Genomic DNA, 13,564 nt, shown 5'->3' with positions numbered 1-13,564 from the left:
TCAAATGTTCAACAGACTCTACTTCCAACTGGATGAAACTTGGGGCTCAGGTCACGCGGTAGCGATTATACAGCTGATGTATTTGTTGTGCGGACAGAAGGCCGACGTATGATCTAATTCCGTTCGGATTTTCAAACAACAGATACGGATGTTCGCTTTCTTCGTTTTTTCCCGGTTGCGACAATCGTATTTCTACCGTCGGAGACGAACCGGCCCGCTGTCCTATAACATCGCGCCATTCCTTGTTTAGTTCGTCTTCGCTGAGATACAGGAGCTCCGATCTGCTACTTATGTCCTTGAGTGAAGAATTTGGAATGTCGGCAAGGTCTGCTTCTGCGCTGTTTGCGATCGGCTCGGAATGTCGAGCAAGCGACAAATATATAAGGGTGAAGGAATCGGTGTCCCAATCAATGTCGGACATCACATCAAGTAGCTTTTGATTAATTTGGGTTTTTGGACGTGTGTCGGGGCACAATAGTTTGAGGCAAGATTTAAATGCCTCAAATTCGGCCTCGGTTTCACCTCGAGATGGAGCGCGGTGCTTCGCCTGTATAATTGTGACGTGATTATTGTCGTCTCGATATAGAAAATCGACCATGCGGTCTGATTTTCCGTCGCATATGTAACTTTGAAGTTCGTCGAGTTCATCGGGAATTGAACCCGGGAGAAGTGCGTTCCGAATGGTCATTAGGTAGCAGAGAACCAGCGCGTCTGACCGTTGTTTGTCGTTGAGCTTCGCCATGCTCGTCCCAAAGGAGCGCTCAGCGAAGTTCTCAAGCTCGTCTCGGAATTTGAGTTTTTGATCGGCCATGCCACGTGGTTCCAATGCTTGAGGATTCGATCACAACGCAACAGGTCAGCTGTGGTAATTTCTTATTTTGCGACTCTTTGAGTAATCCTACGGTTTGGATAGGCGGAGCGAAATGACTTTGTTTGAATCTGCTTCATCCGGTGATAACTGCTTTTCCTAGGCGTATTTGTCGGCATTTGACGAATGTATCTCGCCTCACAAGGCCTTGCGCATCAGCGCCACGTCGGGCGCCGGGAATTCGCAGGTCCAGTTGTGGGCGTGGGCGACGGTGCGGAGCGTCTTTTCGTTGTAGAAGACGACGTGGGTCGGGTCCTTGCGGTAATGCCAAGTGGCGAAGGCGTCGTCTTCGGGGCGGAAGGCGGTCATCACGCCGAGCCAGCCGCCGGGGCGCAGCAGCGCGTCGAGGCGGTCGAACTCGTCGACCGGGCGGTGGAAGTGTTCGGCGGTTTCGGTGCAGGCGATGAAATCGTAGCTGCGGGCGAGAGCGCTTTCGTCGGCGTGGAAGAAGGGATCGTAGAGCGCCGTTTCGTGGCCGGCTTCGCGGAGCATCGCGGCCAGTGCGGGGCCAGGGCCGCAGCCGTAGTCGAGGCCGGAGGATGTGGGCGCGAGGCGGGCGAGCAGCGGCGTGGCGAGCTTCGAGAGGAAGTTGCGGTAGCGCGGATCGGCGGGATCGTTTTCATGCGTCAGGTAGTGCGCGCGTTCGACTTGCGGCGGCGGGAGTTGCGCCGGGTCGAGGAAGCGGGCGTCGCAATGGGCGCACATCAGATAGTGCTGCGGGCCGACATCCATGAAGGGTTGCGGCGCGGGCGCGCGGCAGACGGGGCAGGTTTCGGGCGGCGCCGTCATTTTGCGGTGCGCGCCAGATAGACGCTCTGGGTGAATTCGCGATCCTGCTGGAGCGGGTTCCTGAAGGTGACCGGTTCGGCGCGGGCCTCGGCAAAGACCGATGCCAGCCTTTCGACAAAGGCGGCGTCCGGGCGGTCGTTGGACCAGAGGCCGAAGACGCCGCCGGGGCGCAGCAGGCCCGCGAGTTTGCGCAATCCTTCCGGCTCGTAGAAGGCCGCGTTGCCGGGCGCCAGCCAGAAATCGGGCGTGTGATCGATGTCGAGCAATATCGCGTCGTAGCGGCGCTCGCGGCTCTCGGCGTCGAAGCCGCTGCCGCCGGCAACCAGCGCGAAGAAATCGCCCAGCAGGAAGCGGCAGCGCGGATCGCAGGTCAGCGTGGGGCCGAGCGGCAAGAGGCCCTGCTCGTGCCAGTCGATGACGGCGTCGAGATATTCGACGACCGTCAGGGAGCCGACATTCCGGTTTTCGAGGACGGCGCGGGCGGTGTAGCCGAGGCCAAGACCGCCCACCACGACGTCGAGTTCGCTGCCTTCGCATTCAGCCAGCGCCAGGCGGGCCAGCGCCTCCTCGGATGCCGTGAAGAGGCTCGACATCAGATATTCGTCGCCGAGCTTGATCTCGTAGACGTCGACGTCGAGCGACAGCTCGCGCCGCCGGCGCAGGACGAGTGCGCCGAGGGGCGTGGGTCTGTAGTCGAGTTCCGCGAACAGTTCGCTCATCCGAAATTCCCTTTCCCGCTCAGTATATGTCCCGCACTTCCTCGATGACATCGGTGTAGCGGTCCCGAATGGCCATCATGCCGCTGTCGTCGCCGACGAGGATCGATACGCGACCGTCGAAACGCACGATGGTGTGCTGCTGCGGGAATTCACGGGCCAGGAATTCGGAGATTTCGTCCAGTTTTTCCCGGCCGAGCCGGTCTTTCAGGATCAGTTTCTTGCGCCTCATCTTGGTCTCATACTCCTTCAACGGGGTGACATTCGGAATTTTTCAGGTGGCGGACGATCCGGCGCTATGCTTACGCCCTGTCTTCCGGCATGGGGGGACGCAGGCCGATCGGCTCGGGGCCGCAGCCCTGTTCGTTGACGATCGAATCCCCGATCAGCGATGCGTGGCGGTTGCGCGTCTCGACAACAGGAGTCTCCGGCGTTTCATTGTCGCTCGCGGCGAAATTCTTTCCGTGCGTATCCATCTGCTCTCCATTTTCGGATCGAAGGCAAAGGAAGGGCGGTCACGCGGCGGGAGCCGCATGTGCGCATGGACGATCCGAAGGCCAACGGCGCCGCTCGTTGCGGCGCAGCCCGGCTGTCGAGATCGTGGCGGATGGCGCACAGCCATCGCTCCAGTCACACAGATCGCCGAACTTTCAGCTTCGAAATCGCCCCCGGAAATGTGGGGACAGGCGGGGCATTGCCTGTGGCGGCCGGGCCTCGCGAGAGGCGGAACCTAGCCCAGTTCGATGCTCTTGTGTAGCACGAAATTTGTGGCAGGTTGAGGCAGGCAATCATGCGGGAACGACAGGTTTCCGTGCCGCCGAGGCGGCGAAAGAGAAGGCCGGATGAACGAGAAGGAACTTGCCGCGCGTTTCAGGCCGCTGCTCGAAGCGGAGCTTGCGGATCTGCGTGCGCAATCCGAGATGACGGCGGAAGGCCGGGCGCCGGTGGCGCTCGACCAGCAGAGCGTCGGGCGGCTGTCGCGCATGGACGCCTTGCAGGCACAGGCGATGGCGCAGGCGACCGAAAAGCGGCGGCATCAGAGGCTGGCGCAGATCGAGGCGGCATTCCGGCGAATGGCGGCCGGCGAATATGGCTATTGCGCGACCTGCGGCGAGGCGATTGCCGAGAAGCGGCTCGAGGCCGATCCGGCGGCGCATTTGTGCGTCGGCTGTTCGAAGGGGCGGTGAGGCCTGCCGGTTCTGCTCTTCAGCGTCATTGCGAGGCGCGCAAGTGACGAAGCAATCCAGAAGCCGCAGATTCGACGCCTGGGACTTCTGGATTGCTTCGCCTTCGGCTCGCAATGACGATGTAAGGTGAGAAGAGGCAGGGAATCGAGGCGGAAAAGCAACCTTCATGGAATGGCGGGACGAGGGGTTTGTGCTGTCGGCGCGGGCGCATGGCGAGAATGGCGCCATCGTCGAATTGCTGACGCGCGCGCAGGGGAGGCATCTCGGGCTGGTGCGGGGCGGCGCCGGGCGGCGGATGAAGAGCGTGCTGCAACCGGGCAACAAGCTTGCCGCGCATTGGCGGGCGCGGCTGCCGGAGCATCTCGGCACCTACCAGGTGGAACTCGTCAAGCCGCTGGCCGGGTTGCTGATGGACGATGCGCTGGCGCTGCTGGCCTTGAGCGCCGCCAGCGCGGTGGCCGAGGCGGTGCCGGAGCGACAGGCGCATCCGGCGCTTTACGACGCCTATGACGTGCTGCTCGGGACGATGCAACAGGCCGATGTCTGGCCGGCGGTGTTCGTGCGCTTCGAGCTGGGGCTTCTCACGGAGCTGGGTTTCGGGCTCGATCTGACGCAATGCGCGGCAACGGGGGCGCGGGACGATCTGATCTATGTCTCGCCGAAAAGCGGCGGCGCGGTCAGCCGGGCGGCCGGCGAAGCCTACAAGGAGCGGCTGTTCCGGCTGCCGGGGTTCCTGCTGGCCTCACAGGCCGGCGAGGCCAGCGCGGCCGAGGTGGCCGAAGGGTTGCGGATGACCGGGCATTTCCTCGAACGGCATCTCTATGCGCCGCAGGGGCGGCATCTGCCGGATGCGCGGATAAGGCTGATGGCCAAGATCGCCGCCCGGGCGGAGTGAGATGCGAATCGCTGGTATGATGGGGGCGGCGCGCGTGACGGTGCCGACGGTATTGGCACGCAGAGCCGCAGAGAACGCAGAGGGAGCTTTTTCGCTCTCCCATCTGCCTAAAAATCAGTGTCATCCCGGCACTTGTTGCCGGGACCCATTGGCGGCTGCGGCAAGTGGCGATGCGAGTGGGTCCCGGGGACAAGCCCCGGGATGACACCTTTGGGTTTGGCGAGGGAAGAGCGTATTCGCTGTCGCTTCGCTCGCAATGACGAACTTGTAATCGAGAAACGAGACCATGACCAAAGCCGTTACGCCGCCGCCGATCGAGCCCGAGCATGAAGTCAATCTGCGCGAGGCGCTGGAGGAGCGGTATCTCGCTTACGCGCTGTCGACGATCATGCATCGGGCGTTGCCGGATGTGCGCGACGGGCTGAAGCCGGTGCATCGCCGGGTGCTGTTCGCGATGCAGCAGCTGAAGCTCGATCCGGGCTCGGGCTTCAAGAAGTCGGCGCGGGTGGTGGGCGATGTCATCGGCCGCTATCACCCGCATGGCGACCAGTCGGTCTATGACGCGCTGGTGCGGCTGGCGCAGGATTTTTCGGTGCGCTATCCGCTGGTCGACGGGCAGGGCAATTTCGGCAATGTCGACGGCGATAATGCGGCCGCCATGCGCTACACCGAGGCGCGGCTGACGGCGGTGGCCGGGCTGCTGCTGGCCGGGCTCGACGAGGACACGGTCGATTTCCGCGAAACCTATGACGGCGAGGACAAGGAGCCGATCGTGCTGCCGGGGGCCTTTCCGCAACTGCTCGCCAATGGCGCGTCGGGGATCGCGGTCGGCATGGCGACCAGCATTCCGCCGCATAACGCGGCCGAGCTCTGCGACGCGGCGCTGCATCTGATCAAGTATCCCAATGCGCGGACGGCCAAGCTCACCGAGTTCGTCAAAGGCCCGGACTTTCCGACCGGCGGCATCATTGTCGAGACGCGCGCGGCCATCCAGGAAGCCTATGAAACCGGGCGCGGCGGGTTTCGCGTGCGGGCGCGGTGGGAGAAGGAGGAACTGCCGCGCGGCGGCTATCAGATCGTCGTCACCGAAATTCCCTATCAGGTGCAGAAGTCGAAGCTGGTCGAGAAGCTGGCCGAACTCCTGCAGGCGCGCAAGCTGCCGCTGCTCGAAGATGTGCGCGACGAAAGCGCCGAGGAAATCCGCCTCGTGCTGGTGCCGAAATCGCGCATGGTCGACGAAACGCATCTGATGGAGTCGCTGTTCCGCACGACCGAACTCGAAAACCGTTTTCCGCTCAACCTCAACGTGCTGTCGGCCGGCCAGGTGCCGGGCGTGATGAATTTGCGCGAGGCGCTCCGGGCCTGGCTCGAACATCGGAAGGAAGTGCTGGTCCGGCGCTCGAATTTCCGCCTCGACAAGATCGCGCGGCGGCTGGAAGTGCTGGAAGGCTATCTGGTCGCCTATCTCAATCTCGACGAGGTGATCCGCATCATCCGCGAGGAGGACGAGCCGAAGCCGAAGCTGATGAAACGCTTCAAGCTCAGCGACAACCAGGCCGAAGCCATTCTCAACATGCGGCTGCGGTCCTTGCGCAAGCTCGAGGAAATGGAGATCCGCGGCGAGCACAAGAAGCTCTCGGACGAGCAGAAGGCGCTGAAGGCGCTGGTCCGGTCGGATGCCAAACAATGGGAACGGGTGGCCGAGGAGATCCGGGAGGTGCGGACGACCTTCGGTCCGAAGACCGATCTGGGCAAGCGCCGGACGACATTCGCCGATGCGCCCCAGGTCGATTTCGTGCCGGTCGAGGCGATGATCGAGAAGGAACCGATCACGGTGGTCTGCTCGAAGAAGGGCTGGATCCGCTCGATGAAGGGGCATCTCGGACCCGATACCGAGATCAAGTACAAGGAAGGCGACGGGCCGCGCTTCACGCTGCATGCGGAGACGACCGACAAGATCCTGCTGTTTGCGACCGACGGGCGCTTCTACACGCTGGAGGCGACCAAGTTGCCGGGCGGGCGCGGGCACGGCGAACCGGTGCGGCTGATGATCGATCTCGACGAGAGCCGCGAGGTGGTGGCCTTGTTCGTGCACCAGCCGGGGCGCAAGCTGATCGTCGCCTCGCATCAGGGCAACGGCTTCGTGGTGCCGGAGGACGAGGTGGTGGCGATGCGGCGCGCCGGCAAGCAGGTGCTGAATGTCGGCGGCAGCGACGAGGCGGTGGCCTGTGCGGTGGTGCAGGGCGACCATGTGGCCGTGATCGGCGAGAACCGCAAGCTGCTGCTGTTCCCGCTCGGCGAACTGCCGGAGATGACGCGCGGCAAGGGCGTGCGGCTGCAGCGCTATGCCGATGGCGGGCTCGGCGACGTCAAGACCTTCACCCTCAAGCAGGGGCTGGTCGCGCATGACCGTTCCGACCGGGCGCGGACCTTCGAGGGGCTGAAGGACTGGCTCGGTTCCCGCGCCCAGGCCGGGCGATTGCCGCCCAAGGGCTTTCCCGTGGGGCACCGCTTCGGCGGCGGTTTCGGGGCGGCGTGAGGGGAACGTCCCGCGTTCCGCCATCGCGTGCCGGAGGCGGCGCCATGACGGATGCGGATCTGCGGTCTATTCGATCGTGAAGGGCTGGCGGATTTCGTAGCCCCAGTAGCGGGCAAAGAGGCGGTAGTCGCCGGGGCGGACGCGCGCCGGGTCGAGTTCCAGCGCATAGGCGCCGGTCAGCGAATGCTTCGGGTCGAGAAAGCCCGAGACCGGCAGGTCGACGCAGGGCTCGTTGCCGGATTGCGACTGCACGAATTCGTTTTCGGCGTCGAGCACGATCCAGCGGAAAATCTCGCATTGCGAGTCGACGTTGAGGGGCAGGCCTTCATCGCTGTTGTTGGCGATCTTCACTTCGACATCGAGTTTAAGCGGCGCATCCGCGCGCCAGGGTTCGACCTGGACCGGGGTTGCGGTGACGACCAGCGGTTCCTCGAGCTGGACGCGGCCGGTGGCGATGAAGAAGGTGACGACGCCGACCACCGCCATGGCGACCAGGCCGATGCGCATCATGTTGCGACCGGCCGTGTCGGCGACATCGGGCTGCCGGGGCGGGGGGACTTTGGACATAGACAATCACATTCCGCTGAAGAGAAGTTTCGGGAGCCATGTCGCCAGCGCGGGGAACATGGCGATGACGCCCAGCGCGAAAAGCTGGATCAGCACGAAGGGAACCGCGCCGCGATAGATCTGCATGGTGGTGACGATATCGGGCGCGACGCCGCGCAGATAGAAGAGCGCGAAGCCGAAGGGTGGGGTCAGAAAGGAGGTCTGCAGGTTGATCGCCATCATGATGCCGAGCCAGATGGGGTCGACGCCCATCATCAGCAGGATCGGCGCGACGATGGGCACGACCACGAAGACGATCTCGATGAAATCGAGGAAGAAGCCCAGCAGGAACATCACGACCATCACGATCAGCACCGCGCCCATCGGCCCGCCCGGCATGGCGGCCAGGAATTCGCGCACCGTGTCGTCGCCGCCAAGGCCGCGGAAGACCAGGCTGAAGAGCGCCGCGCCGATCAGGATCACGAAGACCATGGAGGTGATGCGCGCGGTCGTCTGCATGACGCCGGACAGGACCTGGCCGCTCATCAGGCGGATGATGCAGGCCAGGAGGCCCAGCGCGATGGCCGCACAAAGCGCATAGGCCAGCCAGATGCCGGCCTGATCGACGGCCGAGATTTCGCTGCGCGCCGTGCGCAGGTCCATCGCCCAGGTCAGGACCAGCAGCGCCATCAGCGAGAGGGCGGCAAGGCGCGCCGGCAGACGCATGCCCTGCAGGCGGTCGCCGGCCAGCAGGATCGAGCCGATGGCGCCGACGGCGGCCGCTTCGGTCGGGGTGGCGATGCCGCCCAGGATCGAGCCCATGACCGCGACGATCAGCGCGACCGGGGGGACGAGGGCGCGCAGCGTGCGGCGGTAGAGTTCGGCCGTCGTCATGCTGTCGTCGACCGGCATGGCGGGCGAGGATTCGGGATCGAGGGCGGCGCGGACCACCTGGTAGAGGATATAGAAGCCGACCAGCATCAGGCCCGGGATCAGCGCACCGGCAAAGAGATCGCCGACCGAAAGCGTTTCCGGCGCGAAGATGCCCTGGTCGAGCTGGGCGCGCTGATAGGCGTTGGCGAGCTGGTCGCCCAGCAGCACCAGCACGATGGAGGGCGGAATGATCTGGCCGAGCGTGCCGGCCGCCGCGATCGAGCCCGAGGCCAGCGCCGGGTCGTAGCCGCGGCGCAGCATGGTGGGCAGCGCCAGCAGGCCCATGGTGACGACGGTGGCGCCGACGATGCCGGTCGAAGCCGCCAGCAGCGCGCCGACCACCGAGACCGAAATGCCGAGACCGCCGCGCAGACGGCCGAAAAGGCGGCCCATGTTTTCCAGCAGTTCCTCGGCGACACGCGAGCGCTCGAGCATGGTGCCCATGAAGACGAAGAGCGGCACGGCGATCAGCACGTCGTTGGTCATGTTGCCGTAGATGCGCTGCGGCAGGGCGGCCATGAAGCCGAAGTCGAAGACGCCGAAGGCCATGCCGATCAGGCCGAAGCCGAGCGCGATGCCGGCCAGCGTGAAGGCGACCGGAAAGCCGGTCAGCAGCGCCGCGCAGAGCGTGACGAACATCAGGATGTCGAGCGAGTCGCGAAGCTCCATCGGCGGCGCCTAGAGCAGGGGCGAGGCTTCCTCGACCGGCTTTTCGAGCCCGGCGAGAACGCGCAACGCATGAATGACGGTCGACAGGCCCTGCAGCGCCAGCAGGACGACGAAGACCAGGATGACGCTTTTCAGCAGATAGACGCCCTGGATGCCGCTGGTTTCGCGGCTGCCTTCGCGCACGCTCCAGGAACTTTCGACATAGGGGAAGGCGACATAGAAGATCAGGAAGCAGACCGGCCAGAGCAGAAAGAGCGTGCCGGCGAGATCGACCCGCGCCTTGTATTCCGGCGAGGCCGATCGATAGAAGACATCGACACGGACATGGCCGTTGTGCAGCAGCGTGTAGCCGGCCGCCAGCATGAAGAGCGTGCCGTGCATGTAGACGATCGATTCCTGCGCCCAGACCGAACCGATGCCGAAGACATAGCGCATCAGCACGACGACGAATTGCGTCAGCACCATCAGCAGCGTCAGCCATGCCACGGCGCGGCCGACGCGTTCGTTGGCGGCGTCGATCAGGCTGGCAAGGCGGGCAAGTGCGGTCATGGTTCCGATGCGCCGCTTCAGTTGCGGCGCGCCTCCATAAATCCTTCGTCGCCGATGCGCGTCCATTCCTCGGAGATCTCGAGCGCCTCGCGGAAGCTGGCATAGATCTCGGCGGTGACGGCATCGGCTTTGGCCGCGTCCTCCAGCACCTCGCGCGAGGCCTGCTTGAAGCCGGCCAGCACGTCGGCCGGGAATTTCCGCATCTGGACGCCATGCTGTTCGACCAGGGTCTTCAGCGCGCGGCCGTTGTGATGGGTGTATTCGGCCAGCGTGTAGTCGTTCTCGGCGGCGCAGGCGGCGCGCACGACGGCCTGCTGCTGTTTCGTCAGGCTTTCCCAGACCGCCAGATTGAAGCCGGCGGCCAGGCTGGAGCCCGGCTCGTGGAAGCCCGGCCAGTAGTAGAATTTGGCGATGCGGTAGAAGCCGAAGGCCATGTCGTTCCAGGGCGCGACCCATTCGGCGGCGTCGATGGTGCCGTTCTGCAGGGCCGGGAAGATGTCGGGACCGGCGAGCGTGACGGCGGCGGCGCCAAGACGGCGCATCACCTCGCCGCCGAGACCCGGCATGCGGATCTTCAGGCCCTTCAGGTCATCGAGCGAATTGATCTCGTTGCGGTACCAGCCCGAAAGCTGCACGCCGGTGTTGGCGGCCATGAAGGGCTTGATGTTGAAGCCGCTGGCGAGATTGTCCCAGAGTTCCTGCCCGCCGCCATGATAGATCCAGCCGTTGATCTCGGCCGCGGTCATGCCATAGGGCACGGCGGTGAAGAAGTTGTAGGCCGTCGACTTGCCCTGCCAGTAATACTCGGCGCCGTGATAGATGTCAGCGGCGCCGCTGGAAACGGCGTCGAAGGATTCAAGCGCCGGCACCAGCTCGTTGGCGGCGAAGACCTTGATGTCGAGCTGGCCCTCGGTCATCTCGGAAATGCGCGTCGCCAGACGTTCGGCCGAGGTGCCCAGGCCCGGATAGTTCTTCGGCCAGGTGGTGACCATTTTCAGCTGACGTGCGCCGGACGCAATGGCCGGTGCGGGCATGGACGCGGCGGCGAGGGCGGCTGTGCCGGCTCCCGCCAGAAACGAACGGCGCTTCATCGATGACTCCCGAATGACTTCCCCCTGGCGCCGCAGCGCCGAAGCGGGGCCAGTATAGGCGGGCAGGCGCAGGGCGCAACGGCTTCCGGAACAAGGAGTTAGGCGCGGGAGTTGAGGCTTTGCGGCGGCGCCATTTCGGCCCAGCCCTGCAGGCCCAGCGCCTCAAGCGGCCGGAAGCGGGTCTTGTAGGCCATCTTGCGGCTGCCCTCGACCCAGTAGCCCAGATAGACGTAGGGCAGGCCCAGCATGCGGGCGCGCTCGATGTGGTCGAGGACCATCCAGGTGCCGAGGCTGCGCGCGGTCTCGCCGGGCGCGTAGAAGCTGTAGACCATCGACAGACCGTCATCGAGCGTGTCGGTCAGGGCGGCGGCGATCAGCGGGCCCGGACCGTCCGCATCGCCGTCGGGCGGGCGGCGATACTCGACGACGCGGGTAGCGACGGTGGTGTCCTCGACCATCGCCAGATAGTCGGCCGGCGCCATGTCGGCCATGCCGCCATCGGCGTGGCGGCTGTCGAGATAGCGGCGCAGCAGGGCGAATTGCTCGTCGGTGGCGCGCGGCGCGCCGAGGCGCACCGCGAGATCGGCATTGCGGGCGATCAGGCGGCGGAAGGTGCGGCCGGGCGCGAAGCGGTCGACGATGACACGGACCGAGACGCAGGCCGTGCAATTGTCGCAGGCCGGGCGGTAGGCGATGTTCTGGCTGCGGCGGAAGCCGGCCTGGGTCAGCATGTTGTTGAGCGCGACCGGATCGTCGCCGAGGAGATGGGTGAAGACCTTCTTCTCGTAGCGGCCGGCCAGATAGGGACACGGCTGCGGCGTCGTGATGTAGAACTGCGGAAAGCGGATGCGGGATTGATCTGTCACGGGCCTGTCCGCGCCTGTTGCACCGGCGCCCGGGCGGTCACAAGCCGTAATACCAGGGCGCAAAGAAAGAATAGGCCAACCAGAGCAGGATGACGAGGGGGGCGCCGGCACGGACGAAATCGCGGAATTCGTAGTGGCCGGGGCCCATGACCAGCAGGTTGGTCTGGTAGCCCATCGGCGTCGCGAAGGAGCAGTTGGCGGCGAAGATCACCGCATAGACGAAGACCATCGGATCGACGCCGAGCTGGTTGGCGGTGCTGATGGCGATCGGCGTGAAGAGCACGGCGGTCGCGTTGTTGGTCAGCACATTGGTGGTGATGGCGGTGGCGAGGAAGAAGGCCGAGAGAATCACCGGCACGCCGTAGCCCGAAAAGAGCACGACCGAGGCCTCGGCAATGGCCTGGGCGCCGCCGGTGGCGTCGAGCGCGGCGGCGACGCCGAGCATGGCGCCAACCATCAGGAAGATACGGCGGTCGATGGCGCGGGCGGCCTGGCGGACATTGAGGACGCCCGAGGCGATGATGGCGCCGGCGCCGGCCACCGCCGCGATCTCGATCGGCAGCAGGCCGGCCAGCACGGTGGCGACCATGACGCCGAAGATCGCCAGGGCGCGGTAGCCGAGCTTCGGGTCGGGCAGTTCGGTCGCCGACCATTCGAGCAGCAGCACGTCGCGGTTGTGGCGCAGGTCCTGGATGCGGGCGCTCTTTCCCAGCACCAGCAGCACGTCGCCCGCCTCGAGACGGATGTCGTTGAGAACGGTGCGGATCATGCGGCTGCGGCGCTGCACGCCCAGCACGATGCAGCCGGTCTGGTGGCGGAAGGCGATCTGTTCGATGGTCTGGCCGATCATGCGCGAGCCCGGCGCGACGACCGCTTCGGCCAGGGTCAGCTCGCCGCCGGGGCGGGCCGGCGCGTCGCCATTGTCGTTGCCTTCGGCAAAGCGCTCCTCGAGCATGCCCTCGAAGATCTTCGAGCCCGATTTCAGCGCTTCGGTCAGCGTCTGGCGCGTGGCGGCGACGATGACGACGTCGCCGGCCTCGAGGGCGATGTCCTCGAAGGGCGGCAGGATCGGGTGTTCGCCGCGCTGGATCATGCGCACCGTCATGTCGCGCAGCGGCGGGAACAGGCCGGCGACCGCGCCGACGCCGAGCAGCGGATGGGTGGCCGTGATCTCGAGCTGGGCGATATACTGCTTGCCGCCGCCCTGACCGGCGCCACCAAGATCGAGTGCCGGCCCGGCGCGGTCGGGTACCAGGCGCGGCACCGCCAGCGTCGCATAGAGAAAGCCGATGGCGGCCAGGAACAGGCCCGGCACAACGAAGTCGAAAATGCCGATGGGCGGCAGCTTCGTCGTCAGCACGACGCCGGCCGCCAGCAGATTGGTCGAGGAGCCGATCAGCGTCGTCATGCCGCCGAGGATCGAGACGAAGCTCAGCGTCATCATCACTTTCGGCGCGCGCTGGCCGAAGCGGTGGGCCAGCGTCACCAGCACCGGGATGAACATCACCACGATCGGCGTGTTGTTGAGGAAGGCGCTGCTGACCGCGATCAGCAGGAAGGTCAGCATGATGGTGCGGGCCGGGTGGCGCGAGCCGAAATCGGCGACGAGGCGCGTCGCGCCGTCGAGCGCGCCGGTCTGGAACATGCCCTGGCCGATCACAAGCAGGGCCAGCACCGCGATCAGCGCCGGGTTGGCAAAGCCAGCCAGCAGCGTTGTGGTGCCGAGCAGGTTGCGGCCGTCGGCGCCGATCACCGGGAAGAGATAGAAGAAAACCAGCAGGATGGTGAGAATCGCCAGCGCCGAGATTTCCAGCGTCAGGCGCTCCATGCTGAACAGCACGACCGCCGTCAGCACCAGCGCATAGACGGCCCACATCTGCCAGACAAAGGGGGTCAGCGTTTCCATGCGCGCATCA

At 65.0% G+C, this 13,564-nt stretch carries 14 protein-coding genes; 3 read left to right on the top strand and 11 right to left on the bottom strand.

Annotated elements, in window-relative coordinates; genetic code table 11:
- Positions 1–46 precede the first annotated feature (46 nt).
- From AAC071_RS15135 to AAC071_RS15115, 5 genes are all read right to left on the bottom strand, one after another.
- Positions 47–811 (bottom strand): hypothetical protein, encoded by a 765-nt coding sequence (locus AAC071_RS15135; RefSeq protein ID WP_339834123.1) that lies wholly within the window; start codon positions 809–811, stop codon positions 47–49.
- Between the two features lie 195 nt (positions 812–1,006).
- Positions 1,007–1,657 carry a class I SAM-dependent methyltransferase gene (locus AAC071_RS15130; RefSeq protein WP_339834122.1) on the bottom strand — a complete coding sequence of 217 codons (651 nt, stop codon included), beginning with the start codon at positions 1,655–1,657 and terminating at the stop codon, positions 1,007–1,009.
- On the bottom strand, positions 1,654–2,376 hold the full coding sequence (locus tag AAC071_RS15125) for a spermidine synthase (protein WP_339834119.1): 723 nt from the start codon (positions 2,374–2,376) through the stop codon (positions 1,654–1,656). The genes AAC071_RS15130 and AAC071_RS15125 overlap by 4 nt, the downstream gene beginning before the upstream one ends.
- Before the next feature lie 19 nt (positions 2,377–2,395).
- Positions 2,396–2,605 (bottom strand): hypothetical protein, encoded by a 210-nt coding sequence (locus tag AAC071_RS15120; protein WP_339834116.1) that lies wholly within the window; start codon positions 2,603–2,605, stop codon positions 2,396–2,398.
- 70 nt (positions 2,606–2,675) lie between these two features.
- Positions 2,676–2,849: a hypothetical protein gene (locus AAC071_RS15115; RefSeq protein WP_339834114.1), complete on the bottom strand. Its 174-nt coding sequence runs from the start codon at positions 2,847–2,849 to the stop codon at positions 2,676–2,678.
- 366 nt (positions 2,850–3,215) lie between these two features.
- On the opposite strand from AAC071_RS15115, the gene AAC071_RS15110 reads away from it, so the two are divergent.
- From AAC071_RS15110 to parC, 3 genes are all read left to right on the top strand, one after another.
- Positions 3,216–3,560 (top strand): TraR/DksA family transcriptional regulator, encoded by a 345-nt coding sequence (locus tag AAC071_RS15110; RefSeq protein ID WP_339834112.1) that lies wholly within the window; start codon positions 3,216–3,218, stop codon positions 3,558–3,560.
- A gap of 166 nt (positions 3,561–3,726) precedes the next feature.
- On the top strand, positions 3,727–4,455 hold the full coding sequence (recO, locus tag AAC071_RS15105; protein ID WP_339834109.1) for a DNA repair protein RecO: 729 nt from the start codon (positions 3,727–3,729) through the stop codon (positions 4,453–4,455).
- A gap of 286 nt (positions 4,456–4,741) precedes the next feature.
- Complete coding sequence (parC, locus tag AAC071_RS15100; protein WP_339834106.1) at positions 4,742–6,994, top strand: DNA topoisomerase IV subunit A; 2,253 nt, start codon at positions 4,742–4,744, stop codon at positions 6,992–6,994.
- A gap of 66 nt (positions 6,995–7,060) precedes the next feature.
- Here the strand turns inward: parC and AAC071_RS15095 are convergent, their stop codons facing one another.
- The 6 genes from AAC071_RS15095 to AAC071_RS15070 form a co-directional block, all read right to left on the bottom strand.
- The gene (locus AAC071_RS15095; RefSeq protein WP_339834103.1) at positions 7,061–7,561 is read right to left on the bottom strand and encodes a hypothetical protein; all 501 of its coding nucleotides are present in this window, start codon (positions 7,559–7,561) and stop codon (positions 7,061–7,063) included.
- Positions 7,562–7,567: 6 nt separating this feature from the next.
- Entirely contained in the window at positions 7,568–9,142 is a 1,575-nt protein-coding gene (locus AAC071_RS15090; protein ID WP_339834100.1) for a TRAP transporter large permease subunit, read from the bottom strand.
- Positions 9,143–9,151: 9 nt separating this feature from the next.
- Positions 9,152–9,691 (bottom strand): TRAP transporter small permease subunit, encoded by a 540-nt coding sequence (locus AAC071_RS15085; RefSeq protein ID WP_339834098.1) that lies wholly within the window; start codon positions 9,689–9,691, stop codon positions 9,152–9,154.
- Between the two features lie 17 nt (positions 9,692–9,708).
- Positions 9,709–10,782, bottom strand: coding sequence for a TRAP transporter substrate-binding protein (locus tag AAC071_RS15080; RefSeq protein WP_339834096.1), 1,074 nt, complete (start codon positions 10,780–10,782; stop codon positions 9,709–9,711).
- A 98-nt stretch (positions 10,783–10,880) separates the two neighbouring features.
- Entirely contained in the window at positions 10,881–11,648 is a 768-nt protein-coding gene (locus AAC071_RS15075) for an arginyltransferase (protein ID WP_339834095.1), read from the bottom strand.
- A gap of 37 nt (positions 11,649–11,685) precedes the next feature.
- A complete protein-coding gene (locus AAC071_RS15070; protein WP_339834093.1) occupies positions 11,686–13,554 on the bottom strand; it encodes an SLC13 family permease in 1,869 nt (622 codons plus the stop codon).
- Positions 13,555–13,564: the final 10 nt, after the last annotated feature.

The organism is uncultured Parvibaculum sp. (assembly GCF_963975745.1).
Taxonomy (GTDB): Bacteria; Pseudomonadota; Alphaproteobacteria; order Parvibaculales; family Parvibaculaceae; genus Parvibaculum.
The sequence above is the reverse complement of the archived record's forward strand: the minus strand, read 5'-3'. Positions and strand labels throughout refer to the sequence as shown.